General features: G+C 56.5%; 22 protein-coding genes. 12 read left to right on the plus strand and 10 right to left on the minus strand.

All coding sequences use genetic code 11. The annotated features are described in order from the left end of the window. Positions 1-25: 25 nt before the first annotated feature. Positions 26-160 (minus strand): pyrBI operon leader peptide, encoded by a 135-nt coding sequence (locus EAE_RS09920; protein WP_165442601.1) that lies wholly within the window; start codon positions 158-160, stop codon positions 26-28. A gap of 164 nt (positions 161-324) precedes the next feature. Between EAE_RS09920 and EAE_RS09925 the strand changes: the two genes are divergently transcribed. After that, positions 325-777: a YhcH/YjgK/YiaL family protein gene (locus EAE_RS09925; RefSeq protein WP_015368552.1), complete on the plus strand. Its 453-nt coding sequence runs from the start codon at positions 325-327 to the stop codon at positions 775-777. Between the two features lie 56 nt (positions 778-833). Here EAE_RS09925 and argF read toward each other — a convergent pair whose 3' ends face one another. After that, positions 834-1,838 carry an ornithine carbamoyltransferase gene (gene argF / locus EAE_RS09930; protein WP_015368551.1) on the minus strand — a complete coding sequence of 335 codons (1,005 nt, stop codon included), beginning with the start codon at positions 1,836-1,838 and terminating at the stop codon, positions 834-836. Positions 1,839-2,001: 163 nt separating this feature from the next. On the opposite strand from argF, the gene rraB reads away from it, so the two are divergent. Continuing rightward, positions 2,002-2,427, plus strand: coding sequence for a ribonuclease E inhibitor RraB (rraB, locus tag EAE_RS09935; protein WP_015368550.1), 426 nt, complete (start codon positions 2,002-2,004; stop codon positions 2,425-2,427). A gap of 71 nt (positions 2,428-2,498) precedes the next feature. Then, entirely contained in the window at positions 2,499-3,263 is a 765-nt protein-coding gene (gene miaE, locus EAE_RS09940) for a tRNA isopentenyl-2-thiomethyl-A-37 hydroxylase MiaE (RefSeq protein WP_015704214.1), read from the plus strand. Between the two features lie 69 nt (positions 3,264-3,332). On the opposite strand, the gene EAE_RS09945 is transcribed toward miaE, so the two are convergent. The 4 genes from EAE_RS09945 to pepA all read right to left on the minus strand — a co-directional run bounded on the left by EAE_RS09945 (position 3,333) and on the right by pepA (position 8,891). Then, on the minus strand, positions 3,333-3,836 hold the full coding sequence (locus EAE_RS09945; RefSeq protein WP_015368548.1) for a GNAT family N-acetyltransferase: 504 nt from the start codon (positions 3,834-3,836) through the stop codon (positions 3,333-3,335). Between the two features lie 123 nt (positions 3,837-3,959). Continuing rightward, positions 3,960-6,815: a valine--tRNA ligase gene (locus EAE_RS09950; protein WP_015368547.1), complete on the minus strand. Its 2,856-nt coding sequence runs from the start codon at positions 6,813-6,815 to the stop codon at positions 3,960-3,962. After that, complete coding sequence (gene holC, locus EAE_RS09955) at positions 6,815-7,258, minus strand: DNA polymerase III subunit chi (RefSeq protein WP_015368546.1); 444 nt, start codon at positions 7,256-7,258, stop codon at positions 6,815-6,817. Before holC ends, EAE_RS09950 begins: the two co-directional genes overlap by 1 nt. Before the next feature lie 121 nt (positions 7,259-7,379). After that, the gene (pepA, locus tag EAE_RS09960) at positions 7,380-8,891 is read right to left on the minus strand and encodes a leucyl aminopeptidase (protein ID WP_008807121.1); all 1,512 of its coding nucleotides are present in this window, start codon (positions 8,889-8,891) and stop codon (positions 7,380-7,382) included. A gap of 390 nt (positions 8,892-9,281) precedes the next feature. On the opposite strand from pepA, the gene lptF reads away from it, so the two are divergent. Genes lptF through EAE_RS09975 form a run of 3 tightly spaced genes read left to right on the plus strand, consistent with a single transcriptional unit; the run spans position 9,282 to position 11,996 of the window. Beyond that, a complete protein-coding gene (gene lptF / locus EAE_RS09965; protein WP_015368544.1) occupies positions 9,282-10,379 on the plus strand; it encodes an LPS export ABC transporter permease LptF in 1,098 nt (365 codons plus the stop codon). Next, entirely contained in the window at positions 10,379-11,461 is a 1,083-nt protein-coding gene (gene lptG, locus EAE_RS09970; RefSeq protein WP_015368543.1) for an LPS export ABC transporter permease LptG, read from the plus strand. The genes lptF and lptG overlap by 1 nt, the downstream gene beginning before the upstream one ends. Before the next feature lie 55 nt (positions 11,462-11,516). After that, complete coding sequence (locus EAE_RS09975; RefSeq protein WP_015704216.1) at positions 11,517-11,996, plus strand: hypothetical protein; 480 nt, start codon at positions 11,517-11,519, stop codon at positions 11,994-11,996. Positions 11,997-12,090: 94 nt separating this feature from the next. Here EAE_RS09975 and EAE_RS09980 read toward each other — a convergent pair whose 3' ends face one another. Both EAE_RS09980 and EAE_RS09985 read right to left on the minus strand, forming a co-directional pair. Further along, the gene (locus EAE_RS09980) at positions 12,091-13,593 is read right to left on the minus strand and encodes a helicase HerA-like C-terminal domain-containing protein (RefSeq protein WP_015704217.1); all 1,503 of its coding nucleotides are present in this window, start codon (positions 13,591-13,593) and stop codon (positions 12,091-12,093) included. Between the two features lie 87 nt (positions 13,594-13,680). Further along, entirely contained in the window at positions 13,681-14,502 is an 822-nt protein-coding gene (locus EAE_RS09985; RefSeq protein ID WP_015704218.1) for a TIM barrel protein, read from the minus strand. Positions 14,503-14,857: 355 nt separating this feature from the next. Between EAE_RS09985 and EAE_RS09990 the strand changes: the two genes are divergently transcribed. Both EAE_RS09990 and iolB read left to right on the plus strand, forming a co-directional pair. Beyond that, positions 14,858-16,363 carry a CoA-acylating methylmalonate-semialdehyde dehydrogenase gene (locus tag EAE_RS09990; RefSeq protein ID WP_015368538.1) on the plus strand — a complete coding sequence of 502 codons (1,506 nt, stop codon included), beginning with the start codon at positions 14,858-14,860 and terminating at the stop codon, positions 16,361-16,363. An 18-nt stretch (positions 16,364-16,381) separates the two neighbouring features. Further along, the gene (gene iolB, locus EAE_RS09995; protein ID WP_015704219.1) at positions 16,382-17,182 is read left to right on the plus strand and encodes a 5-deoxy-glucuronate isomerase; all 801 of its coding nucleotides are present in this window, start codon (positions 16,382-16,384) and stop codon (positions 17,180-17,182) included. Positions 17,183-17,266: 84 nt separating this feature from the next. Here iolB and EAE_RS10000 read toward each other — a convergent pair whose 3' ends face one another. Together EAE_RS10000 and EAE_RS10005 are read right to left on the minus strand one after the other, a co-directional pair. Beyond that, positions 17,267-18,121, minus strand: a complete 855-nt coding sequence (locus tag EAE_RS10000; RefSeq protein ID WP_015368536.1) for a MurR/RpiR family transcriptional regulator — start codon at positions 18,119-18,121, stop codon at positions 17,267-17,269. Positions 18,122-18,269: 148 nt separating this feature from the next. Continuing rightward, entirely contained in the window at positions 18,270-20,183 is a 1,914-nt protein-coding gene (locus tag EAE_RS10005; protein WP_015704220.1) for a bifunctional 5-dehydro-2-deoxygluconokinase/5-dehydro-2-deoxyphosphogluconate aldolase, read from the minus strand. A 527-nt stretch (positions 20,184-20,710) separates the two neighbouring features. Between EAE_RS10005 and iolD the strand changes: the two genes are divergently transcribed. The 4 genes from iolD to iolE are packed head-to-tail and all read left to right on the plus strand — an operon-like array spanning position 20,711 to position 25,561. After that, a complete protein-coding gene (iolD, locus tag EAE_RS10010) occupies positions 20,711-22,651 on the plus strand; it encodes a 3D-(3,5/4)-trihydroxycyclohexane-1,2-dione acylhydrolase (decyclizing) (protein ID WP_015704221.1) in 1,941 nt (646 codons plus the stop codon). A gap of 47 nt (positions 22,652-22,698) precedes the next feature. Next, positions 22,699-23,712, plus strand: coding sequence for a bifunctional inositol 2-dehydrogenase/D-chiro-inositol 1-dehydrogenase (gene iolG / locus EAE_RS10015; RefSeq protein WP_015704222.1), 1,014 nt, complete (start codon positions 22,699-22,701; stop codon positions 23,710-23,712). Between the two features lie 41 nt (positions 23,713-23,753). Then, positions 23,754-24,638, plus strand: a complete 885-nt coding sequence (locus EAE_RS10020; protein ID WP_015368532.1) for a sugar phosphate isomerase/epimerase family protein — start codon at positions 23,754-23,756, stop codon at positions 24,636-24,638. 23 nt (positions 24,639-24,661) lie between these two features. Then, complete coding sequence (iolE, locus tag EAE_RS10025; protein ID WP_015704223.1) at positions 24,662-25,561, plus strand: myo-inosose-2 dehydratase; 900 nt, start codon at positions 24,662-24,664, stop codon at positions 25,559-25,561. The last annotated feature ends 12 nt before the right edge of the window (positions 25,562-25,573 follow it).

Consider the following 25,573-nt stretch of genomic DNA (forward strand, 5'->3'; position numbering starts at 1 on the left):
GACGCCTGAGCAAAAAAAAAGCCCCTTAAATAAGGGGCTTCGAGAATTCATTGAGCAACGGAAAGAAAAACGCCAGGCCAGTGCCTGCTTTCAGACGCGGTAAGACACAGCAATGTCGTACGCAATTGACCATATTTCCTCCCGGCAAAACGGCTGGCATTATACGCAGCTTTGATGAGCAATCAAGCGATTAATCCACAATCAGGGAAACGTTTGCCTGCGAAGGCTGCGCCAGCGCAAAAAACCGCGATAAAAATGTGGTCTGGTAGTGGTAAGCAGCGTATAAAACAAAAATGAAAAGCTGTTTTATATTTGAGGGCTACTATGATTATCGGCAATATTCATCATCTGCAATCCTGGCTGCCGGACGCGCTGCGTCAGGCGATTGAGCATGTTAAAGCCCACGTTAGCGAGTCGACGCCGCTCGGCAAGCACGACATCGACGGCAATAATCTGTTCTATCTGATTTCTGAAGACAGCACCGAAGCACAGGCCGAGCGTCGCGCCGAGTATCACGCCCGCTATCTGGATATTCAAATTGTACTTCGCGGTCAGGAAGGGATGACCTTCAGCACCTTACCCGCAGGCGAGCCGCAGACTGACTGGCTGGCGGACAAAGACATCGCCTTCCTCGCCGAGGGCGCGCAGGAGAAAACCGTTATCCTTAACGAGGGCGATTTTGTGGTGTTTTATCCAGGCGAAGTGCATAAACCGCTCTGTGCGGTCGGGGCGCCGGCGAAGGTGCGCAAAGCGGTGGTGAAGGTGCTGATGGCTTAAAACGGGTAGCCCGGATACGCGTAGCGCGCTATCCGGGAACCTACCGTGATTAATGGTTATTTTCCAAGCGTCGCCACCATCACCGCTTTGATGGTGTGCATACGGTTTTCCGCCTGATCGAAGACGATGCTCGCTGGGGATTCAAAGACTTCATCGGTCACTTCCATACCGCCGTGCAGTCCATACTCCGCCGCCATCTGTTTGCCGAGAATGGTCTGGTCATCGTGGAACGCGGGCAGACAATGCAGGAATTTCACCTGCGGGTTGCCGGTTAATTGCAGCATGGCTTTATTCACCTGATAGCCGCGCAGCAGGGCGATACGCTCCGCCCATTTCTCTTTCGCCTCGCCCATCGATACCCACACGTCGGTATAAATGAAATCGGCGCCTTTTACGCCCGCGGCGATATCTTCCGTCAGGGTAATATTGCCGCCGTGCTTTTTCGCCAGCGCAGTGCATTCCGCCACTAAACCCTCTTCCGGCCAGCAGGCTTTCGGTGCCACCAGACGCAGGTCCAGCCCGGTCAGCGCGGCGGCTTCTAGCATGGAGTTACCCATGTTGTTACGCGCGTCGCCGGCGTAGACCAGCGTCATTTCATTAAATGCCTTACCCGGCAGGTGCTCTTGCATGGTCAGCAGGTCGGCCAGTAGCTGTGTCGGGTGGAATTCATCGGTCAGGCCGTTCCATACCGGCACGCCGGCATATTCCGCCAGGGTTTCCACCAGCTCCTGGCCGTAGCCGCGATACTGAATACCGTCATACATGCGACCCAGCACGCGGGCGGTATCTTTCATGGATTCTTTGTGGCCGATTTGGCTTCCGCTGGAACCGAGATAGGTCACGCGGGCGCCCTGGTCGTAAGCGGCAACTTCGAAAGAGCATCGTGTGCGGGTTGAGTCTTTTTCGAAGATGAGCGCGATGTTTTTGCCCTTCAGTTTCTGGGCCTCGATACCGTTTTTCTTATCGGCTTTTAATTGCGCGGCCAGGTCGACAAGGCCGGTAATTTCTGCAGCAGTAAAATCCAGTAATCTCAAGAAATGCTTCTGATATAACGCGGACATAATTCCCTCACCTGGCAAACGCTACTATTGAATTAAAATTCACTTTATATGTATGAATATTCATTTGCAACCCCGAGTTAGAAATCTTTTACACAGAAGGTGGAGGCAATCACGGCGGTATGTGACAATAGGAGTATCTGCCGCACATTATGAGGAACGAGCCATGGCAAACCCGGAACTACTGGAAGAACAGCGTGAGGAAACGCGTCTGATTATCGAAGAGCTGCTGGAAGATGGCAGCGATCCGGACGCGCTGTATACCATTGAGCATCATCTCTCTGCCGACGATTTCGAAACGTTGGAAAAAGTGGCGGTAGAGGCCTTCAAGATGGGTTATGAAGTCACCGAGCCGGAAGAGCTGGAAGTCGAAGAAGGTGAAGTGGTGATCTGCTGCGATATCCTGAGCGAAAGCGCGCTCAATGCCGATCTGATCGACGCCCAGGTTGAACAGCTGATGAACCTGGCGGAAAAATTCAACGTCGAGTACGACGGTTGGGGTACCTACTACGAAGACCCGAACGGCGAAGACGATGACGGCGAAGATGACGAAGATTTAATTGACGAAGACGACAACGGCGTACGCCACTAAGTCGTCAACGGATACGGCGGCGTCTGCCGCCGTATATACCCGTCCTGATTAGGGTATAGCCTGGAGCTTCAATGGATTACCCGCAAATACTCTCCCCGATTTTAGCATTCCTGCACTGCCCAACGCCGCAGGCGTGGATTGACGAAGCCCGTAAACCGGACAACCTGCCGCTGCTGTTGACCGACCATATGGTATGCGAGCTGAAAGCGGCGCAAAACGCCATGCTGCTGGTGCGCCGCTACGTCGCCGATAAAGATGGCGCCGACGAGCTGCTGGAATGCCTGAAACCGTACGAAGACTTTACCTATCGCCGTGGGCCGGAGCCGGATTTTGTCGCTCTGCATAAACGGATCAACAAAAGCGCCATGCCGCGAACCAACGACCCGTGGGGCAGCCAGTTGCTCGACAGCATGATTCTGCTTATCAAAGAGGAGCTGCACCACTTCTGGCAGGTGCGTGAGATCATGCTGGCGCGGGATATCCCTTACGTCAAAATCACCGCCAGCAACTATGCCCGCGGTATGCGCCGGGAGGTGCGATCCCATGAGCCGGTGATGCTAATCGATAAGCTGATTTGCGGCGCTTATATCGAAGCGCGCTCCTGCGAGCGATTTGCCGCGCTGGCGCCGTGGCTGGATGATGATTTACAGAAGTTTTATCTGTCGTTGCTGCGCTCCGAGGCCCGGCATTATCAGGACTACCTGGACCTGGCGCAGAAGATAGCGGGGGGAGATATCAGCGAGCGCGTACGCCAGCTTGGCGAGGCGGAAGCGGCATTGATCCTCCGCCCGGAGCCCGAGTTCCGTTTCCACAGCGGCGTGCCGACGGCGCCGTAGCCCGCGGTATTCGGCCCCTGTAGCCCCGGTAAGCGCAGCGCTACCGGGGAGGCCCACGGTAGCGAGGCGTTACAGCGTTTTCAACATCCGTACTTCACAATCGACGTGGCCGGTGCAGCCCAGCGGCTCGTCAATATGCTCAAACCCGAGATGCTCATACAAGCCAATCGCTTCTTTCAAAAAAGCGGTGGTTTCCAGATAGCAGCGTTTAAAACCCTGCTCGCGGGCGTAATCCATCGCCATCAGCGCCAGCTTTTTCGCCAGCCCTTTGCCGCGCGCCGAGGACATAAAGTACATTTTCTGTAGCTCACAGATATCGGACTCGCTACACGAGAGCGGCGCCACGCCGCCGCCGCCGACCACTTCGCCATTTTGCTCAACCACCCAATAAGCGGAGCCAGGTTGGCTATAGAGCTCATAGAGTTCATCCAGATTCGGGTCAGCGACCGTATAGCCTTTATCGGCGGTCAGACCGTATTCCGCGGAGACCTGGCGGATAACATTGGCAATCGCCGGATTATCAGTGGCCGTGATGCGGCGCAGGGATAGCGTTAGGGTTGCGCTCGTATTCATTTGAAGACTCATTACATAATAATGACGGATGATGTTGTTAATAACACTGCGGGCGGGGAGAGTGCAAGCGAGGATCTTTCATAAAATAACGCCCCTTACCGGATGGGATAAGGGGCGGGAGGATTACAGCGCGGCGATCACTGCCTGCTGTTCAATCAGTTTCGCTTTCGCTTCCGCGTAGCCTTCCAGCTTCTCACGCTCTTTGGCGATAACCGCTTCCGGCGCGCGGGCCACAAAGCCTTCGTTGGACAGCTTGCTTTCGATACGGCCGATTTCCGCTTCGACTTTCGCCACTTCTTTTGCCAGACGCGCCAGCTCGGCTTCTTTGTCGATAAGACCCGCCATCGGGATCAGCAGCTCGGCGCCGTCGATAATCTTGGTCACGGAAACCGGACCTTTATCATCGGCAGGCAGCACGGTGATGCTTTCCAGACGCGCCAGGTTCAGCAGGAAGCTGCGGTTGTCGTTAACACGACGCTCGGCATCTTTGCTACAGCCGCGCAGCAGCAGTTCCAGCGGTTTACCCGGAGCGATGTTCATCTCCGCACGGATGTTACGTACGGCGACGATCGCCTGCTTCAGCCATTCGGTGTCGGCTAGCGCCGCTTCATCAACCTGAGAAGCCTCGTACTGCGGGAACGGTTGCAGCATGATGGTATCGGCGGTGATACCGCAGATTACTTTCACGCGCTGCCAGATGGTCTCGGTGATGAACGGGATGATCGGATGCGCCAGGCGCAGCAGACCTTCCAGCACGGTCACCAGCGTATGGCGAGTCCCGCGCAGCTCCGCTTCGCTGCCACCGTTCATGACCGGCTTGGTCAGTTCGAGGTACCAGTCGCAGAACTGGTTCCAGGTAAATTCATACAGGATGCCCGCGGCGATGTCGAAGCGGAAGTTATCCAGCGCTTCGCGGTACGCTTTCACGGTCTGGTTGAATTCAGCCAGGATCCAGCGGTCGGCCAGGGACAGCACCATCTCGCCGCCATTAAAACCACAATCCTGATCTTCGGTATTCATCAGTACGAAGCGGCTGGCGTTCCACAGCTTGTTGCAGAAGTTACGGTAACCTTCCAGACGCTTCATATCCCAGTTGATGTCGCGGCCGGTAGAGGCCAGCGCCGCCAGGGTGAAACGCAGGGCGTCGGTGCCGTGCGGCTCGATGCCGTTCGGGAACTGTTTCTCGGTGCGCTTACGGATTTTTTCCGCCAGCTGCGGCTGCATCATGTTACCGGTACGTTTCTCCAGCAGCTCCGGCAGGGTGATGCCGTCAACCATATCCAGCGGGTCAATGACGTTACCCTTGGATTTAGACATCTTCTGGCCTTCGTCGTCGCGGATAAGGCCGGTCATGTAGACGGTCTTAAACGGAACCTGCGGCTTGCCGTTTTCATCTTTAATGAAGTGCATGGTCATCATGATCATGCGGGCAATCCAGAAGAAGATAATGTCGAAGCCGGACACCATCACGCTGGTCGGGTGGAACTGACGCAGCGCGTCGGTGTTTTCCGGCCAGCCGAGGGTGGAGAAGGTCCACAGCGCGGAAGAGAACCAGGTATCAAGGACGTCTTCGTCCTGACGCAGCGCGACGTCGGCGCCGAGATTATTTTCCTGGCGTACTTCGTCTTCGGTGCGGCCAACGTAGACGTTGCCCTGATCGTCGTACCATGCCGGGATGCGGTGACCCCACCACAGCTGACGGGAAATACACCAGTCCTGAATATCGCGCATCCAGGAGAAGTACATGTTTTCGTACTGCTTCGGCACGAACTGAATGTCGCCGTTCTCAACGGCTTCGACTGCCGGCTTGGCCAGCACGTCGGCACGCACGTACCACTGGTCGGTCAGCATCGGTTCGATAACCACGCCGCCGCGGTCGCCGTAAGGCACGGTCAGGTCGTGCGGTTTGATCTCTTCCAGCAGGCCCAACGCGTCGACGGCGGCAACCATCGCTTTACGCGCGGCAAAACGTTCCATCTTCTGGAATTCAGCCGGGATCTCGTTGGAATAGACGTCGGATTCGTTGCCTTTGGTATCGTAGACTTCCGCGCTTTCGCGGATGTCGCCATCAAAGGTCAAAATATTAATCATCGGCAGCTGATGACGGCGGCCAACTTCGTAGTCGTTAAAGTCGTGCGCCGGGGTGATTTTCACGCAGCCGGTGCCTTTTTCCATGTCGGCGTGTTCGTCGCCAACAATTGGAATGCGGCGGTTAACCAGCGGCAGCACCACGAATTTACCGATCAGGTCTTTGTAACGCGGATCTTCCGGGTTAACGGCCACGCCGGTATCGCCCAACAGGGTTTCCGGACGGGTGGTGGCGACCACCAGGTAATCTTTACCGTCAGCGGTTTTCGCGCCATCGGCCAGCGGATAGCGGATGTGCCACATGGAACCTTTCGATTCGCGGTTCTCTACTTCCAGGTCAGAGATGGCGGTGCGCAGTTTCGGGTCCCAGTTGACCAGGCGCTTGCCGCGATAAATCAGGTCTTCTTTGTACAGGCGAACGAAGACTTCTTTTACCGCGTTGGACAGGCCTTCATCCATCGTGAAGCGCTCGCGCTCCCAGTCGACGGAGTTGCCGAGGCGGCGCATCTGGCGGGTAATGGTACCGCCGGATTCCGCTTTCCACTGCCAGATTTTATCGATGAAGGCATCGCGGCCGTAGTCGTGGCGGGTTTTACCTTCTTCAGCGGCAATCTTACGCTCAACCACCATTTGGGTAGCGATACCCGCGTGGTCGGTACCGGCCTGCCACAGGGTGTTTTTACCCTGCATGCGCTGGTAGCGAATCATGGTATCCATGATGGTTTGCTGGAAGGCATGACCCATATGCAAACTGCCGGTGACGTTCGGCGGCGGGATCATGATGCAGAAGCTCTCCTGGCTTTCATCACCATTCGGTTTGAAATAGCCCTGCTTTTCCCAGTGCTCGTAAAGCGGCTGTTCGATATCTTGTGGGTTGTATGTCTTTTCCATTATTTCCAGGTTGCCGTGTTCAGGTTGAAACCAGCCATGCGGTACGCTTTATAGCGTTCGCGCGCCAGTTGTTTCAGAGAATCTTCGTAAGGGACAAAGTCTATCACTTCTGTGAAAGCGGTGGCAAAATCTGCAAAGTTTAGCCGCAGGCTGATAAGAATATCCCGCGGGCTGCTGTTGCGCTTTTGCGGCCAGGCAATTTCTACCGGCGCGCCGCCTCTCGGGCCTTCGCCCGCCAGGTTATGCGGCACAAAGCTCTCCGGCGGCCGCGTCCACAGCGCTTCGTCAAGGCGAATAGCCTGCTGTTCATCTTCACAGGCGATCAGGACGCGTTTGCCGTTGCGCCAACGTTCTGCGGCAATTTCACACACCAGCTGCTCGACGGCGCTGAGCTCGTCGACGATGGTGTCATTGTCCAGAAGATAGAACGTTGCGTTTTTCATATATGGGGCTTCTTGTTGTGGATTTAAATGCAAAGCCGGGTGGCGCTACGCTTACCCGGCCTACATACGGCATTTTTCCGTAGGCCCGGTAAGCGTAGCGCCACCGGGCATCAGACGGCAATCACTCTTCGCCGTTAAAACCCGCACGATTGAGCAGGAACTGCGACAGCAGCGCCACCGGGCGGCCGGTCGCGCCTTTGGCCTTACCGGAACGCCAGGCGGTACCGGCGATGTCGAGGTGCGCCCAGTTGTACTTGCGGGTGAAGCGTGACAGGAAGCAGCCAGCGGTAATCGCGCCGCCAGGACGGCCGCCGATGTTCGCCATATCCGCAAAGTTGGACTCCAGCTGATCCTGGAACTCGTCGGCCAGCGGCAGACGCCATGCGCGGTCGCCGGCCAGTTCGGAGGCGCCGATCAGCTCATGAGCCAGCGGGTTATGGTTCGACATCAGGCCGGTGATGTGATGGCCGAGGGCAATCACGCAGGCGCCGGTCAGCGTCGCCACATCGATAACCGCTTCCGGCTCGAAGCGCTCAACGTAGGTCAGCACATCGCACAATACCAGACGGCCTTCGGCGTCGGTATTCAGCACTTCAACGGTCTGCCCGGACATGGTGGTCAGAACATCGCCCGGGCGATACGCGCGACCGCCAGGCATATTTTCACAGCCTGCCAGCACGCCGATGACGTTTAGCGGCAGCTGCAGCTCGGCAACCATTCGCATTACGCCGTAGACCGCCGCCGCGCCGCACATGTCGTACTTCATCTCGTCCATGCCTTCGGCAGGCTTGATGGAGATACCGCCGGAGTCGAAGGTCAGGCCTTTACCGACCAGCACGATAGGGCGCGCGTCTTCAGACGGGTTGCCTTTATACTCGATGACCGACATCAGCGACTCGTTCTGCGAGCCGTTGCCGACGGCGAGATAGGAGTTCATCCCCAGCTCGCGCATCTGCTGTTCGCCGATCACGCGGGTGATGACGTTCTTGCTGTAAGTGTCGGCCAACTGGCGCGCCTGGGAAGCAAGGTAAGCCGCGTTACAGATATTCGGCGGCATATTGCCGAGATCTTTCGCCGCTTTGATACCGGCGGCGATCGCCAGGCCATGTTGAATGGCGCGTTCGCCGCTGGTGAGTTCGCGGCGAGTCGGCACGTTAAAGACCATTTTACGCAGCGGGCGACGTGGCTCGCTTTTGTTGGTCTTCAACTGATCGAAGCTGTACAGCGTCTCTTTGGCGGTTTCAACGGCCTGGCGAACTTTCCAGTAGTTGTTGCGGCCCTTGACGTGCAGTTCGGTCAGGAAGCAGACGGCCTCCATCGAGCCAGTGTCATTCAGAGTATTAATGGTTTTCTGAATAACTTGTTTGTACTGACGTTCATCCAGTTCGCGCTCTTTACCACAGCCGATGAGCAGAATGCGCTCAGACAGGATGTTCGGCACATGGTGCAGTAACAACGTCTGGCCTGGCTTGCCTTCGAGCTCGCCGCGACGCAGCAGGGCGCTGATGTAACCGTCGCTGATTTTATCGAGTTGTTCGGCGATGGGGGAGAGGCGGCGTGGTTCGAAGACGCCGACCACGATACAGGCACTCCGCTGCTTCTCCGGGCTACCGCTTTTTACACTGAACTCCATGCACTATGCTCCTGAATCTTAAAGACAACAGTGGTGGCTACGGCTATACTCGTCGCCTTTCCAGTTGCAGATGCGTTGGCTACGCCTGCTTACCCCTGACGCTGGCTGATGCCGCTTTGGGGCTTCACAGTCCTGCCGCCTTTCTACAACTCGAAATCCATTGAGTATATAATTGCAAGCTTTCGTAACTCATGTCCGCTGTTGCGGTGACTTCGTGTTAATCTTAACGTTATTACGGCCTTGGTTCGTCAGAAAAGATCCTGATACGCAGAACCGATGAGTCATTTAATCTTAGCGATGTTTTCGACGACAAAAGAGAATAAATGACGTTTAAGCCATGAAACAAGCAATTTTCCTGCAATAAGACGGGTTTTTACGGGCGTATTTATAGTGATAATCATAAGATATCTGGTTCGTGAGACGCTGAAAAGCCAGTTGGCGATCCTATTCATCCTGTTACTGATTTTCTTCTGTCAGAAACTCGTCAGGATCCTTGGCGCCGCGGTAGATGGCGATATCCCGACCAACCTGGTGCTCTCGCTGTTAGGGCTGGGCGTACCGGAAATGGCGCAGCTCATTCTGCCCCTGAGTCTTTTCCTCGGGCTGTTGATGACGCTGGGCAAACTGTATACCGAAAGCGAAATTACGGTGATGCACGCCTGCGGCTTAAGTAAAGCCGTATTGATTAAGGCGGCAATGATCCTCGCCCTGTTTACCGGCGCCGTCGCGGCAGTCAACGTGATGTGGGCGGGGCCGTGGTCGTCGCGCCATCAGGATGAAGTGCTGGCGGAAGCCAAAGCCAACCCTGGAATGGCGGCGCTGGCTCAGGGCCAGTTCCAGCAGGCCAGCGACGGCAGCGCTGTGTTGTTTATCGAAAACGTGAACGGCAACCGCTTCAACGACGTGTTCCTTGCGCAATTGCGGCCGAAAGGCAACGCGCGTCCTTCCGTTGTAGTGGCGGATTCCGGCGAACTGTCGCAGAAAAAAGACGGATCCCAGGTGGTCACTATGACTCAGGGGACGCGTTTTGAGGGCACGGCGATGCTGCGCGATTTCCGTATTACCGACTTCAAAAACTACCAGGCGGTAATTGGCCATCAAGCGGTAGCGGCCGATCCCAGCGACACCGAACAGATGAATATGCGCACCCTCTGGAAGACCGATACCGCGCGCGCGCGCGCCGAACTGCACTGGCGATTTACGCTGGTGGCGGCGGTGTTCATGATGGCGCTGATGGTTGTCCCGCTTAGCGTGGTGAACCCGCGTCAGGGCCGCGTGCTGTCTATGCTGCCGGCGATGCTGCTGTATCTGGTGTTCTTCCTGCTGCAAACGTCGATCAAATCGAACGCGGGTAAAGGCAAAATGGACCCCGCTATCTGGATGTGGGGCGTGAACCTGCTCTACTTCGCGCTGGCGGTGTTGCTTAACCTGTGGGATACGGTGCCGATGCGTCGTTTCCGTGCCCGGTTTAATAAAGGAGCGGTGTGATGCAGGCGTTTGGCGTACTTGACCGCTATATCGGTAAAACCATTTTCAACACCATCATGATGACGCTGTTCATGCTGGTGTCGCTCTCCGGCATTATTAAGTTTGTCGACCAGCTGAAAAAAGCCGGACAGGGCAGCTATGATGCAATGGGCGCCGGGCTTTATACCATTCTCAGCGTACCAAAAGATGTGCAAATCTTCTTCCCCATGGCGGCGCTGCTTGGCGCATTGCTGGGGCTGGGGATGCTGGCGCAGCGCAGCGAACTGGTGGTGATGCAAGCTTCCGGTTTTACCCGTATGCAGGTGGCGCTGGCGGTGATGAAAACGGCGATCCCGCTGGTGTTGTTAACCATGGCGATGGGTGAGTGGGTGGCGCCGCAGGGCGAACAGATGGCGCGTAACTACCGTGCGCAGCAGATGTACGGCGGTTCACTGTTGTCGACCCAGCAGGGGCTGTGGGCGAAAGACGGGCATAATTTTGTCTACATTGAGCGGGTGAAGGGCAATGATGAGCTGGGCGGCGTGAGCATCTACCAGTTTAACGATAACCGTCGTCTGCAATCAGTTCGCTACGCCGCTTCCGCGAAGTTTGATAATGAAGCTAAGATCTGGCGCCTGTCGCAGGTGGATGAGTCTAATCTCACCGATCCAAAACAGGTTACCGGCACGCAAATGGTGAGCGGCACCTGGAAGACCAAGCTAACGCCAGACAAACTCGGCGTGGTCGCGCTGGATCCGGATGCGCTGTCAATCAGCGGCCTGCATAACTACGTGACCTATCTGAAGTCCAGCGGTCAGGATCCGGGCCGTTACCAGCTCAATATGTGGAGCAAAATCTTCCAGCCGCTGTCGGTGGCCGTGATGATGCTGATGGCGCTGTCGTTCATTTTTGGCCCACTGCGGAGCGTGGCAATGGGCGTGAGAGTGGTTACCGGGATTAGCTTCGGCTTTATCTTCTACGTACTCGACCAGATTTTTGGCCCACTGACGTTGGTTTACGGCATCCCGCCGATAATCGGCGCGCTGCTGCCAAGCGCAAGTTTCTTCCTGATAAGCCTTTGGCTGATGATGAGAAAAGCGTAGTACAATAGAAGGGTGCGAAAGCACCCTTTTTTTTCGTCTTTGCATGGAGGCATTGATGTTTGGTAAATCCCTGATATTCATTCTGCAGGTCGCTGCCGGAATCTTGTGGATCCCGGATATTTTTATCATCGCCACCATCTTCTTCGGCGCGTTGCATCCAGAGTGGGCCAGCGGCTGGTTCCTGTTTGAAGGCACAGTTTTTCTGCTTATGCTGGTGTTTTTTATCTGGTCGCTGAAACGAGCGGATGTGCTGAGCCTGACGACGGGGCTGGTGCGTGCGGGCACAGCAGAAGAGCAAAAAGCCAATCGGGTGCTGTTCTGGTTCGATCTCAATGGCACGTTAGCGGGGGTTATACTGTCGCTATCGATATTCGCTTTTCTGTTTGCTTTCGTGGTGTTGGACAAAGGCCTGCCGCTATATCTTCATCAGGTTGCGGTGGCCGTCGTGCTGGCGCTGTGCTGGCGTGGCAATCACCGCCTCGAAGCGCGCAAAAGCGCGCGGGGATATGGGGATTATTTTAAGACAACCCCCTGAGGCGACTAAGGCCTAACGCTTACGCTCACCGAGCCAACAAATAACCCGGATGAGGCGCAGCGCGCCGCCATCCGGGGTCGGCATCCTTTTTACGCTAACGGCGCCTTCCGCCGAGCAGGCTTCCCAGCATGCCGCGGACGATCTGGTTGGTGACCTGACGTACGGCGCTTTTGGCCGCGGTCTGCACGATACCATCTCGTTTACCGCCGCGCGGGCCGGTAGTGCCGAACAGAATATCTTTCAGTCCACCGAGTAGCCCGTCATCATCACCGTTTTGTTGACCTTTTGCCGGCGGTGCCGACTGCTGCTCTGTGGCGACCTGCACCCCTTTTTGCAGCATTTCGAAGGCCGACTCGCGGTCAATCTCTTCTTCATACTTGCCGTACAGCGCCGAGTGGTTAATCAGGCCATTTCGCTCATCATCGGTGACCGGCCCCATCCGTGAACATGGGGCGATGACCATTGCGCGCTCGACGACCGACGGGCTGCCTTTCTCGTCGAGGAAGGAGATCAGCGCTTCGCCGGTACCGAGCTCCTGAATGGCCTGCTCGGTACTGAATGCCGGGTTGGCGCGCATGGTCTGGGCGGCGGTTTTCACCGCTTTTTGATCCTTCGGGGTAAAGGCACGCAAGGCATGCTGTACGCGGTTGCCCAACTGACCGAGCACGGCATCCGGGATATCCGACGGATTCTGCGAGACAAAATAGACGCCGACCCCTTTAGAACGGATAAGGCGAATCACCTGCTCGATTTTATCCAGCAGTACCTGCGGCGCATCGTTAAACAGCAGGTGGGCTTCGTCGAAGAAGAACACCAGCTTCGGTTTTTCGAGGTCGCCGGCTTCCGGCAGGCGTTCGTAGAGTTCGGAGAGCATCCACAGCAGGCTGGCGGCGTAAAGCTTCGGCATCTGATAGAGCTTTTCGGCGCTGAGGATATTAATCACCCCTTTACCGCTGGCATCGACACGCATCCAGTCCTGAATATCCAGCATCGGTTCGCCGAAGAAGTGCTCTGCGCCCTGCTGCTCCAGGGTTAACAGCCCGCGCTGGATAGCGCCGACCGACGCGCTGCTGATGTTGCCGTACTGGTTCTGGAAGGCTTTAGCGTTATCACCGATAAACTGGGTGATGGCGCGGAGATCTTTAAAGTCCAGCAGCAGCAGGCCGCGATCGTCAGCAATACGGAAAATAATGTTTAGCACGCCGCTTTGTACTTCATTCAGGTTGAGCAAGCGGGCGAGCAGCAGGGGGCCGAGATCCGACACCGTGGCGCGCACCGGGTGGCCCTTTTCACCAAAGATATCCCAAACAACCACCGGGTTGGCGTGCGGCTCCCAGTCGGTAACGCCGATTTTTTCCAGACGCGCCTGAAGTTTCTCAGAGCTCTGGCCTGCTTCCGCGATACCGGTCAGGTCGCCTTTCACATCGGCCATAAAGACCGGCACGCCGATCTCGGAAAATGACTCCGCCAGTTTCTGCAAAGTTACGGTTTTACCGGTGCCGGTGGCGCCGGTAATTAGGCCGTGACGGTTAGCCATTGCAGGCAGCAGATACAGTTGTTTATCCAGCGTGCGCGCAATCAGCAGGGGTGAGCTCATGATCGATTCCTCCATTTATCCTGCGTCGATTATAGGCAACCTGACAGTAAAAAGATGGAGGAAATCGATAACTCTCAACGTTTAATCTCAGGCGCAGTGGCGCTGAATCAGCGCGATGCTCTGTTCAATCTCGCGGCGAATCTCCTCTTCGCGCCATGACGCCAGCTGCGGAGCGAAAGGCTCGAAGGCGTAATCGCCACGATATCCGCTGGCTTCGAGATGTTTTACCTGCTGGCAGGTCAGCAGCCTATCTTGTGGTGTCAGCATGATGCGCTCGTCGTCGGTCAACTGTTCGCGTGGGCGGGGATCGTCAACGCCGGAGAGGTGAACCAGACCTATCTCAGCAATGTCCAGCTGGCTGAATTCCTCTTCAGCTTGTGGATACAGGTGGTGGTGGAAAGTATCAATTAACAGCTTAAACGGTACCTGGGCGTCGCGAATGAGCGCCTGCGCCTGCGCCGCCGAGCGCAGCGAACTTTGTGGGAAGCCCAGCGGCTCAACCAGGCCCTGAACGCCATATTGTTCGAACAACGGCGCCAGCTCGCGCATAGCGGCAAGCGTTTCTTGCGGCGCTACAGCGGTGCCATCATTTAACGGGCACATCACCAGCGATTTGGCGCCAATGGACTGCGCCTCTTTCAGCAGCGACTCCGTCAGCTGACGTACTTCAGCGCTGTGGCGATTGAAGGGATAGACGGCGTTGATCGTCAGAATTTCAAGCTGGTATCGGTCGGCCAGCTTGCGCACCTGCTGGTGGGTTAGCTCATCGGTGACTTTACCGCTGGGTAAATCATTACGCAGCTCGACCTTATGCAGCCCGAGTTCGCTTACCAGACGGAAAAACGCTTCAATGCTAAGCGATGGCGCAATTTTACGATTGATACAGAAACGCTGCAGGGCAATGGCCATTTGACACTCCTGACAAGATGTTGACTGGTTTAGTTCGCTTGCCTGATAGTTAAAATGTTTATTTCATCGTTGGCAATGGATGAAATGATGGTTGTTTGAGCACGATCGCAAAATAGTTGCTGCGCTATTTCATAGTTTACATCAACGTCAACCGCATAAAATCTCACCTTCACTACCGCTGCGATATGAAATTATGTAGAGAGAGGCTTGCTGAAAAATGCGACAGCTATCACCAAAGTGGAATTTCATTTTATCTGTTTATTGAAATATAAATTTCATTTTACTACGGTTATAGCACAGCACAATCAGCGACGGGCCGTAACTTGAACGGCCTTCTACACTATGAGGCGAGAAGATGACTATCACAGGTAACTTTATTGGTGGGAAAACGGTAACCAGCAGCAGCCGGGAAACGATGCCGGTGTACGACCCGGCCACTGGCGATGTGGTTCGCGAAGTCACGCTTTCCACCGCGCAGGAGGTTTCCGACGCAATCCAGGTCGCTCGCGACGCTTTTGACAGCTGGTCCCGTACCACGCCGCTGCGCCGCGCCCGCGTGCTGTTCAATTTTAAAATGCTGCTTGAACAGCACGTCGATGAACTGGCGGGAATTATCGTTAGCGAGCACGGCAAAGTGTGGTCCGATGCGTTGGGCGAGCTGACCCGCGGCATGGAAGTGGTTGAGTTCGCTTGCGGTATTCCGCATCTCATTAAAGGTGAGTTTTCTTCCGACGTGGGTACCGGCGTCGACAGCTATTCGCTCATGCAGCCGCTGGGCGTGGTGGCGGGGATAACGCCGTTTAATTTCCCGGCTATGGTGCCGATGTGGATGTTCCCCATCGCGCTGGCCTGCGGCAACAGCTTCGTGCTGAAACCACCGGCGCTGGCGCCGACCGCGGCGGTACGCATGGCTGAATTACTGAAAGAAGCCGGTCTGCCGGACGGCGTTTTTAACGTCATTCATTGCAGCAATGAAGATGCCGAGCAGCTTTATACCGACCCGCGTATTGCCGCCGTCAGCTTTGTCGGCTCCTCCGGCGTGGCGGAATATATCTATAAAACCGCCAGCGCTCACGGAAAACGCGTTCAGGCGTTTGGCGCGGCGAAAAATCATGCCATCGTGATGCCGGACGCCGATCTTGATGCGACCGTAAATGCCATCATGGGCGGTGCGTATGGTTCCGCAGGCGAGCGCTGTATGGCCCTGCCGGTAGTGGTGGCCGTCGGTGACGAGACCGCAGATAAGCTCATTGCCCGCCTGAAACCATTAGTCGAGTCGTTGAAAGTGGGACCTGGTTGCCTGCGCGGCAAAGACGAAAACGAAATGGGGCCGGTGGTATCCGAAGCGCATCAGAAAAAAGTACTCGGCTATATTGATAAGGGAGTCAGCGAAGGGGCGTCGTTGGTGGTGGATGGCCGCAGGCTGCGCGTGGCCGGGCATGAGGACGGATATTACGTTGGCGGTACGCTGTTTGACCATGTCACTCCGGAAATGACCATCTGGCGTGAAGAGATTTTTGGCCCGGTGCTGGGGATCGTCCGCGTTGCTGATTACCAAAGCGCGCTGGCGCTGGTTAACAGCCACGAATTTGGTAACGGCAGCGCCGTCTTTACCAGCAATGGCCATACCGCCCGCGAGTTCGTTCATGATGTACAGGCCGGCATGGTTGGCGTCAACGTACCGGTGCCGGTACCAATGGCCTTCCATAGCTTTGGCGGCTGGAAGCGCTCGGTATTTGGCGCGCTGAACGTCCACGGGCCTGACGGCGTTCGCTTCTATACCCGTATGAAAACTGCCACCGTGCGCTGGCCGCAGGGGCAGCAAACCGTATCTGAATTCAGTATGCCGACGTTAGGTTAATCGGCGAAGGAGAACGCTATGTCGTTATTGGCTAAAGCGCAAAAAGAGGGACATATCCAGCACATCACCCCGCAGAGCGCGGGGTGGCAGTATATTGGCTTTGATGTCTGGATGTTAAAACAGGGGCAAACCGTGACCCTGGAAAGCGGTAATCGTGAGCTATGTCTGGTTCTGGTCTCCGGGCTGGCCTCGATCAAAACTCAGCACGCCGATTTTCCCGACCTCGGTAAACGCATGTCGCCATTCGAGCGTACGCCGCCGTGGTCGGTCTATGTGCCGCCGCAAGATAAGGTCGAGGTCACTGCAGATTCCGATCTTGAGCTGGCGGTTTGCAGCGCGCCGGGCAAAGGCAGCTTCCCGGCGCGAGTGATACGGCCTGAGGATGTTGGCGTAGAACATCGCGGTAAAGGGCGTAACCAGCGGCTGGTACATAATATTCTGCCGGATAATGCGCAGGCGGATTGCCTGCTGGTAGTGGAAGTCTACACCGAAGAAGGGGCGACCAGTTCCTGGCCATCGCACAAGCACGATACCGCGCTGCCGGGGCAGGAAACCCAGCTGGAAGAAACCTACTACCACCGTTTCGATCCGCCGCAAGGTTTTGCCTTTCAGCGAGTGTACACCGATGACCGCAGTCTGGATGCCTGTATGGCGCCCTATAACCATGATGTGGTGATGGTGCCGCGCGGCTACCATCCGGTAGCGGCGATCGCCGGTTACAACAGCTACTATCTGAACGTGATGGCGGGGCCGGATCGTAAGTGGCTATTCACCTGGGAAGACGATCACGCCTGGATCAACAGCGATCGCTATTCATAGTGCGCGATATACGAGAAAAGCCGGGGATGTCCCCGGCTTTTTTGTCTATTGATTGCCCCTGTTTACCGCTAGCGCAACGGGCAATCAGGCGCGGTGCTGCTGCGGCTCTTTGCTGCTATTCAATGCCAGCGATACCGCCAGCGTCTGCGCCAGGCACAGCGAGGCCACCTGTGAACGGAAACCATCGACCTGCGCTTCACGCACCACAAAGCACACATCACTGAAGGCGGCAAGCGGGCTTACCTGGCTATCGGTAATGGCGATTTGTCGCGCCTTGCGCTGGGCGCCAAGCTCAACCAGCTCCACCACTTCACGGGCATAAGGCGAGAAGCTCACCGCCACGACCACATCCTTCGGCCCCACCAGACTGAGCTGCTCGGTGAACATCCCGCCAAGGCCGTCGATCAGAAAGGCTTTGCGATCCAGATGGCGCAGCGCGTAGGTCAGGTAAGAGGCGACGCTGAACGAGCGACGCAGACCGATAACATAGATATTTTCCGCATCCGCCAGTAAATCTACCGCCCGGTTGAGATCTTCGCCGGAGGTCTGCATTGCCAGTTGCTGCAGCGCCTGGGTATTGACCATGCTGAACATGTTGAGGATTTCCGTCGGCGTTTCCGGCGGGGTTGTTTCGTCGTTAGTCGTCTGGCGGAACAGACGCGCGCGCTCGGTGTAGTTGGCGGTCTCTTCCATCAGATGCTGCCTGAACATCTGCTTCATTTCGTTAAAGCCGCTGAAGCCAAAGGCGTTAGCGAAGCGAATCAGCGTTGAGGGCGGAACGTCAGCCTGTTGCGCAATGGAGGCTACGGTATCGAAAGCAACGCTATTACTGTTATCCAGTATATAGCGCGCCACCTGCTTCAGACGTTTGCTGAGCGTGTCGTAGCGCCGTCTGATTTCATCCTGCAGGATGGTCAGTTGGGTCGGATTATTAGCCATAAGTTGCGCTCTGAGAAAATGGAAGGAATATGGCTTCCAGTGTACCAAATGAAGCGAATTTTTCATTTTTTGCGATGAAATACGCGATTCATTTCACGAAGAAACCGCAGGCCCGCCGCTTTCAAGGAAGTGGCGGGCCTGAAGGAGGTTAGCCGCGCGCTTCGCGCCAGTAGCCGATGAGCCGTAGATAGTTGCGTTTCACTTCATCGATTAGCGCTGCGTCATCCAGTTCGCCCTGCATCCAGCGGCGCGAAGGCTGGCCAAAGATGGTTCGGCCGACGGCAAAACCCTTGATCATCGGGTGCCCGGCCGCTTCGGCGAAACCTGAACGCAATCGATCCGATGGCGCATCCAGCCCCAGGAGCAGGATGCCCCGGCACCACGGATCTTCGCGCTCGATAAGCGCTGAGATCCGCTCCCACTGGGCGCTGGCCAGCGGCGGCAGCTTCCACCAGTCCGGCTGGATGCCCAACTGATAGAAGTGCTCCAGCATAGTGTGGTAGTGGCGTTCATCTTTGTCCGGTCCGTTCTCCGGCAGGATCACTTCCAATAGCAGCTCGTGCCCGGACTTATTGCAGGCCTGCCAGACTTCCAGCAGCAGCGCATCCTGCTCGGCGCGCAGCGCCGCCGGGTCATCCGGGTGGTAAAAGACCAGGCATTTGACGACGTGCTCAAGCGGCCAGTCGATCAGCTGTGAGCCAATATTACCATGTTCAAGTCGTAGCGGACGCGAGCTGGGGAGCTCAATCGGCCGACCGATCCACCAGCCTTTACCGGTAATGGCGTTAAGTGAACGTTGACCATAGGTACCATCGGCGAGGATGCCGCTGCGCCGATCCAGCCCGGCCTCTGTGGCGGCCGCCTCGGCGGCGGCCAACAGCAGCAGTTTGAGTTCGGGAATACAGGCCGGGTCGCGCCCGGTTTCTAATGCCAGATCCGCCAGCTGTTTACGATGGTCAAAGGCGAAGATACACAGTTCCGGCCACGGCTGGCGTCGGCTGGTCACCCGGTGCAAATGATTTAACCGCGCGTCGATATCCGGGCGCGGAACGGCATCGGCCCGCGATAAATAATCATCAAGCTCTACTTTTGTCGGCATCGCCGGCGCGCAGCCGTGGCGCGAAACCACTAAGGCGCCGCAGGCGTTGGCGTAGCGGCAGGCCTGCTCCCAGCCCTCATCGTTAAGCCAGCCGCGCAGTAGCCCGGACATAAAAGCATCGCCGGCACCGAGCACGTTGAGTACTTCGACGCGAACGCCTTGCTGCAACGGCACTTCGTCCCAGCTATCCGGGATGGCGCCCTCCAGCACCACGCAACCCATCGGCCCGCGCTTGCAGACCAGCGTCGCTTTGGTGGCATGGCGAACGTTTTTCAGCGCGGTGAGGGTATCGGTGCTGCCGCCGGCGATATGAAACTCCTCTTCAGTGCCGACGACTAAATCGAACAGGTGCAGAACTTCCTGCAACTGACGGGTCACCGGACCCGACTCAATGAAACGCGTTTCACCGTCGCCCAGCGAAGTAAGCCCCCACAGCACCGGACGGTAATCGATATCCAGCGCGGTACGCAGGCCGTGGCGGCGGGCGTATTCCAGCGCCTTCAGTACCGCATCGCGGGTATTGGCGTGTGAAAGGTGGGTGCCGGTCACCGCCAGAGCGCGTGAAGAGGCGATGTACTCCTCATTGATATCGTCAGGCGTCAGCGCCATATCGGCGCAGTTGTCGCGGTAGAAAATCAGCGGGAAGGTATCCTGATCCTTAATGCCCAGCATCACCAACGCGGTCAGCCGTTCTTTATCCGTGATCAGATATTCGGTATCGACACCTGCGCGGCGGAGGGTTTCACGTAGAAACCGGCCGTTATGCTCATCGCCCACCCGCGCCAGCATCGCCGATTTTAATCCCTGAATCGCGGTACCAAAGGCGACATTGCCCGAGGAACCGCCGAGATACTTGGCGAAACTGGCCACATCTTCCAACCTTGCCCCTATCTGCTGGGCGTAGAGATCGACGGCCACCCGGCCAATACAGATGACGTCGAGCCGCTTAACTGCTGCATTCATCGCTAGGGTTTCCTTTTGCAAATCTGCTGCCAGGAGAAGGTCGCATGAGTGACGGTCTGCCGTGAACAGCCTGATGGTTATTAGTTATCTCTAGTTTGAGAAATAAATATTTCATTTTCAAATCTAATCGAAATTAAAAAACCAAAAGTGTGAAGGATCTACCACTCTGCGTGGGTACGCAGCTGCCCACCCATACATGCTGTCTGCGTCCCGCTTACCCATGCTCTCCTTTTTTTAATACCAATATTATCCATAATTTTCATGTAGATAATCTTGTTTTTCCTCTTTTGTTTGGAAACCTGCTCGCGAAGGAGATGTAAGTGAAACGTGTGAAATGGGTAGAGAGTTTGATCCTTCTCGCAAAATGAAACATTTCTTCTGTATTTGTGTTTAATGAAAAAAATGTTTGCCTATAATCCAAAAATATTCCAGTGGACGTTAACGGCTTTCCCTCACCTACGCCATCTTCTTTGGCGAGCAAAGCGCTAACTCACACGACAAATACTGAACGATAAGGATTAGGCAACATGGGCAAACTGAGACTGACAATGGCGCAGGCGCTGGTGAAGTTCCTTGATAACCAGTATCTGGAGGTGGACGGCGAAGCGCAGAAATTCGTGAAAGGGATTTTCGCTATTTTTGGTCACGGCAACGTGTTGGGCTTAGGCCAGGCGCTGGAAGAGAACAGCGGCGAACTGCGGGTTTACCAGGGGCGTAATGAACAAGGCATGGCCCATGCGGCCACCGGCTTTGCCCGCCAGTCACTGCGCCGGCAGATCATTGCCTGCACTTCTTCCATCGGTCCGGGAGCGGCCAACATGATCACCGCCGCGGCGACGGCAACGGCCAACCGTATCCCGTTGTTATTACTGCCGGGCGATGTATTCGCCACCCGCCAGCCGGACCCGGTACTGCAGCAAATCGAACAGAGCTACGATCTGAGTATCACGACTAACGACGCATTTCGCGCGGTGAGTAAGTACTGGGATCGTATTATCCGCCCGGAACAGCTCATGAGCGCCTGCATTAATGCCATGCGCGTGCTGACGGATCCGGCGGAAACCGGCGCCGTCACCTTGTGTCTGCCGCAGGACGTGCAGGGTGAAGTCTGGGATTATCCCGAGTCCTTTTTTGCCCGCCGTGTCCACCGTCTGGATCGCCGTCCGCCAAGCGCGGCGCAGTTGGCGGATGCGGTAGCGGCAATTAAAGCCAGCCGTAAACCGCTCATCGTCTGCGGCGGCGGCGTGAAATATTCCGCGGCAGGCGAAGCGCTGGTGAGCTTCGCCGAACGTTACGACATCCCGTTTGCGGAAACGCAGGCCGGAAAGGGCACGGTGGTTTCATCGCATCCGCTGAACGTCGGCGGCGTTGGCGAAACGGGCTGTCTGGCTGCCAACCTGTTGGCGAAAGAAGCCGATTTGGTCATCGGTATCGGCACACGTTTTAGCGATTTTACCACCTCCTCGAAATGGATATTCCAATCCCCGGGCGTGCGCTTTCTTAACGTTAACGTCAGTAATTTTGATGCCTGGAAGCTGGACGGCATCCCAATGCTGGCGGACGCCCGCGAGGCGCTAAGCGCGCTCAGCGCCGCGCTGGCGAACGAGTCCTGGCAGGCAGAATGGGGCGCGCAGATTGCAAGCGTCCAGAGCCGGCAGATGAAAGAGACCCAGCGCGTCTATCAGGCGGTCTGGCAGGAAACGGATTTCGTACCAGAAATTGATGACCATATTGACCGTGAATCGGTATATCGCGAATTCCGTCAAATCACGGATTCTACCCTGACGCAAAGCAGCGTTCTTGGCTTGCTGAACGAGTCGCTGGCGGCGGATGCGGTCATTGTGGCGGCGGCGGGCAGCCTGCCGGGGGATTTACAACGCGTCTGGCGCAACCGCGCGCCGAATACCTATCACGTCGAGTACGGCTACTCGTGCATGGGCTATGAGGTCAACGCCGCCCTCGGCGTTAAGCTGGCGCAGCCGCAGAGCGAAGTCTATTCGCTGGTCGGCGATGGCTCCTTCATGATGCTGCACTCTGAGCTGGTCACCTCCCTGCAGGAGCGGGCGAAGATCAACGTCATCCTGCTCGACAACATGGCGAACGGCTGCATCAACAACCTGCAGCTGGAACACGGTATGGATAGCTTTGGCACCGAGTTCCGCTACCGCTCGGCGGAAAACGGCCAGCTGCAGGGCGGGCTGGTACCGGTAGATTTCGCCACGATTGCTTCCGGCTACGGCTGCAAGACCTGGCGGGTCACCACCCTCGATGAGCTTCGCCACGCGCTGGATGCCGCTCGCCGTGAAACCGTCAGCACGCTTATCGACATTAAAGTACTGCCGAAAACCATGGTCCACAAATACGGTAGCTGGTGGAACGTTGGCGTGGCGCAGACGGCGCTGTCGGAACGTATCCGTAAAGTCGCTGAAATGATTAATGAAAAACGCGCCCAGGCGCGGGATTACTAACAAAGAACACGAACCCTGAACCCTACAGAACTACGGAGAGAACCATCATGTCACTCAAATTAGGTGTCATCGGCGCAGGCGCCATCGGTAAAGAACATATCCGTCGCTGCACCCAGGTCCTACAGGGGGCGACCGTGGTCGCCGTTTCCGATATCAACGCCGATAACGCCCGTGCGGCAGTAGCGCTGCCGGGCGTGCAGGCGGAAGTCTACGCCGACGGTCATGATGTGATTAAAGCCAGCGACGTTGACGCCGTGCTGGTGACCTCCTGGGATCCAACCCATGAAGAGTACACCCTGGCGGCTATTGAGGCCGGTAAGCCCGTCTTTTGCGAAAAGCCGTTGGCGATGAGCGCGGAAGGCTGCCGCCGCATCGTTGATGCTGAAATGAAAGCCGGGCGTCGCCTGGTGCAGGTCGGCTTTATGCGCCCGTACGATGAAGGCTATCTGGCGCTGAAGAAAGTCATTGATGACGGCGATATCGGCGCGCCGCTGATGCTGCGCTGCGCCCACCGCAACCAGTCGGTCGGCGAGAACTACACCACCGATATGGCGATCACCAACACCCTGATCCACGAGCTGGACGTGCTGCGCTGGCTGCTAAATGACGACTACCGCTCCGTACAGGTACGCTTCCCGCGCTCGACCTCCCATACCCATGCGCGGCTGAAAGACCCTCAGATAGTCTCGTTTGAAACGAAAAAGGGCACCCTGATCGACGTCGAAGTCTTCGTAAATTGCCAGTACGGCTACGACATCCAGTGCGAAGTCGTTGGCGAAACGGGCATTGCGCGCCTGCCGGAACCGTCGGCGGTGGAGATGCGTAAAGCCGCCAGCCTGTCGACAGCCATCCTCACCGACTGGAAAGACCGTTTCATCAAAGCCTACGACGTCGAACTGCAGGCATTTATCAATGATGTGAAAGCCGGCAAGCTGCAGGGCCCCTCCGCCTGGGACGGTTATGCGGCATCGGTTGCCGCCGACGCCTGTCTGAAGGCGCAGGAGTGCAACGAACCGGTAGCTGTGTCGCTGCCTGAGTGCCCGGCATTCTACCAACGCTAAATCCTCCTTCACCGACGTAACGTTTCAAACAGGTAACGACGATGAAAATTGCTTTTGATGTCGATGTGATTCGCGATCTCGGGATCACCAGAATGGTTCAGCAGGTGGCGGAGTGGGGCTACAAATACATTGAACAGTCGCCGCACCCGCAGATTAACCCATTCTACAAACATCCGCGCGCCAGCCGGGAGATCATGGCCGAGTATAAGCAGGCGCTGCGTGACAACGGCGTTGAACTCTCCTCGTTCATCTGCGTTTATCGCTGGTCCGGCCCGGATGAGCTGCGCCGTCAGGCGGCGGTGAAGAACTGGAAGCGGCTCATCGAAGTAGCGGTAGAGATGGGCGTGCAGGTTATCAACACCGAATTTTCTGGCGATCCTAACCAGCCGGAAATTTGCGAAGAAATGTTCTACCGCTCGATGGAAGAATTACTGCCGATATTCGAACGTGAAGGTATCCGCGTCGAAATCCAGGCCCACCCGTGGGACTTCTGCGAAGAAAACAACGAGACGGTGGATATCGTGAAGTCCTTCCGTAGCGACAACGTGAAGTACGTCTACAGCGTGCCGCACACCTTCTTCTACGACAAAGGTAAAGGTGAAGTCGAGAAGATGCTGCGCTATGCCGGTCAGGACCTGTCGCACGTGCTGATTGCCGATACCCGCAATCACACCAAACACTGCCGCTATATCGTTAATCCGCCGGGCGTTGACGCCGCCGTACACCAGCACGTCGGCGTCGGCGAGGGGGATGTCGATTTCGATGCTCTGTTCCGCACCCTGCGCGATATGCGCTTCGCTGAACAGACCTTCAAAGTTGGCGGTGAACCGATCGTCTGCACCTCGCTGTTTGGTTACCCGGAAAAGATGAAATACCAAGCCGTGGAAACGCGTGAACTTATCGAACGTGAACTGCTGCGCCGGTAAGGCGCGGCGGCAGGAGCATCAAAATGAACAAAGAGAACGTCAAACTGGCTATCGCCCCTATCGGTTGGACTAACGACGATATGCCTGAGCTGGGGAGCGAAAACACCTTCCAGCAAACGGTCAGCGAAATGGCGCTGGCCGGGTTTACCGGCAGCGAAGTCGGCAGCAAATATCCGCGCGACCCGGCGGTGCTGAAGCCGATGCTGGATATTCGCGGCATGCAGATTTGCAACGCCTGGTTCAGCACCTTCTTCGCGAATGGCCAAAGAGAAAAAACCATCGATGAATTCGTTAACCACATGAATTTCCTCCATGCGATGGGCGCGAAGGTGATTGGCTGCTCTGAACAAAGCGGCAGTATCCAGGGGCTCGATAAACCGATCCTCGGCGATGTAAAACCGTGCTTTAGCGACGAAGAGTGGCAGCGGGTAGCCGAAGGTTATAACGCGCTTGGCAAACTGGCGGCAGAGAAGGGGATGCAGGTTTGCCTGCATCACCATATGGGCACCGGCATTCAGACTGCCGCGGAGATCGACAAGTTTATGTCGCTGGTGGACGAACGCGTCTTCCTGCTCTACGACACCGGTCACGCCTGGTATTCAGAGGGCGGCGAGGCGCCGATGCTGGCGATCCTGAAAAAATATCTGCCGCGCATTAACCACGTGCATCTGAAAGACGTCCGCCCCGCGGTAATTGAGCAGGTGCGCCGCGAAGGGCTCTCATTCCTCGACGGCGTCAAGAAAGGCACCTTTACCGTACCGGGAGACGGCGAAATAGATTTCCGTCCGGTCTTCCAGTTGCTGGATGACTACGGCTACAAGGGGTGGATGGTAGTGGAAGCCGAACAAGACCCTGCGCTGGCGAACCCCTTCGAATACGCCGTAAAGGCGCGTAAGTACATCTGCGAAACGGCAGGAATCTGATCGTTGATGCAT

The organism is Klebsiella aerogenes KCTC 2190, from assembly GCF_000215745.1.
In the GTDB taxonomy this organism is placed as follows: domain Bacteria; phylum Pseudomonadota; class Gammaproteobacteria; order Enterobacterales; family Enterobacteriaceae; genus Klebsiella; species Klebsiella aerogenes.

Excerpts from the sequence above, each read along its gene's own strand:
- EAE_RS09920 (WP_165442601.1), bottom strand. The coding sequence starts at position 160 with ATGCCAGCCGTTTTGCCGGGAGGAAATATGGTCAATTGCGTACGACAT.
- EAE_RS09925 (WP_015368552.1), top strand. The coding sequence starts at position 325 with ATGATTATCGGCAATATTCATCATCTGCAATCCTGGCTGCCGGACGCG.
- argF (WP_015368551.1), bottom strand. The coding sequence starts at position 1,838 with ATGTCCGCGTTATATCAGAAGCATTTCTTGAGATTACTGGATTTTACT.
- rraB (WP_015368550.1), top strand. The coding sequence starts at position 2,002 with ATGGCAAACCCGGAACTACTGGAAGAACAGCGTGAGGAAACGCGTCTG.
- miaE (WP_015704214.1), top strand. The coding sequence starts at position 2,499 with ATGGATTACCCGCAAATACTCTCCCCGATTTTAGCATTCCTGCACTGC.
- EAE_RS09945 (WP_015368548.1), bottom strand. The coding sequence starts at position 3,836 with ATGAATACGAGCGCAACCCTAACGCTATCCCTGCGCCGCATCACGGCC.
- EAE_RS09950 (WP_015368547.1), bottom strand. The coding sequence starts at position 6,815 with ATGGAAAAGACATACAACCCACAAGATATCGAACAGCCGCTTTACGAG.
- holC (WP_015368546.1), bottom strand. The coding sequence starts at position 7,258 with ATGAAAAACGCAACGTTCTATCTTCTGGACAATGACACCATCGTCGAC.
- pepA (WP_008807121.1), bottom strand. The coding sequence starts at position 8,891 with ATGGAGTTCAGTGTAAAAAGCGGTAGCCCGGAGAAGCAGCGGAGTGCC.
- lptG (WP_015368543.1), top strand. The coding sequence starts at position 10,379 with ATGCAGGCGTTTGGCGTACTTGACCGCTATATCGGTAAAACCATTTTC.
- EAE_RS09975 (WP_015704216.1), top strand. The coding sequence starts at position 11,517 with ATGTTTGGTAAATCCCTGATATTCATTCTGCAGGTCGCTGCCGGAATC.
- EAE_RS09980 (WP_015704217.1), bottom strand. The coding sequence starts at position 13,593 with ATGAGCTCACCCCTGCTGATTGCGCGCACGCTGGATAAACAACTGTAT.
- EAE_RS09985 (WP_015704218.1), bottom strand. The coding sequence starts at position 14,502 with ATGGCCATTGCCCTGCAGCGTTTCTGTATCAATCGTAAAATTGCGCCA.
- EAE_RS09990 (WP_015368538.1), top strand. The coding sequence starts at position 14,858 with ATGACTATCACAGGTAACTTTATTGGTGGGAAAACGGTAACCAGCAGC.
- iolB (WP_015704219.1), top strand. The coding sequence starts at position 16,382 with ATGTCGTTATTGGCTAAAGCGCAAAAAGAGGGACATATCCAGCACATC.
- EAE_RS10000 (WP_015368536.1), bottom strand. The coding sequence starts at position 18,121 with ATGGCTAATAATCCGACCCAACTGACCATCCTGCAGGATGAAATCAGA.
- EAE_RS10005 (WP_015704220.1), bottom strand. The coding sequence starts at position 20,183 with ATGAATGCAGCAGTTAAGCGGCTCGACGTCATCTGTATTGGCCGGGTG.
- iolD (WP_015704221.1), top strand. The coding sequence starts at position 20,711 with ATGGGCAAACTGAGACTGACAATGGCGCAGGCGCTGGTGAAGTTCCTT.
- iolG (WP_015704222.1), top strand. The coding sequence starts at position 22,699 with ATGTCACTCAAATTAGGTGTCATCGGCGCAGGCGCCATCGGTAAAGAA.
- EAE_RS10020 (WP_015368532.1), top strand. The coding sequence starts at position 23,754 with ATGAAAATTGCTTTTGATGTCGATGTGATTCGCGATCTCGGGATCACC.
- iolE (WP_015704223.1), top strand. The coding sequence starts at position 24,662 with ATGAACAAAGAGAACGTCAAACTGGCTATCGCCCCTATCGGTTGGACT.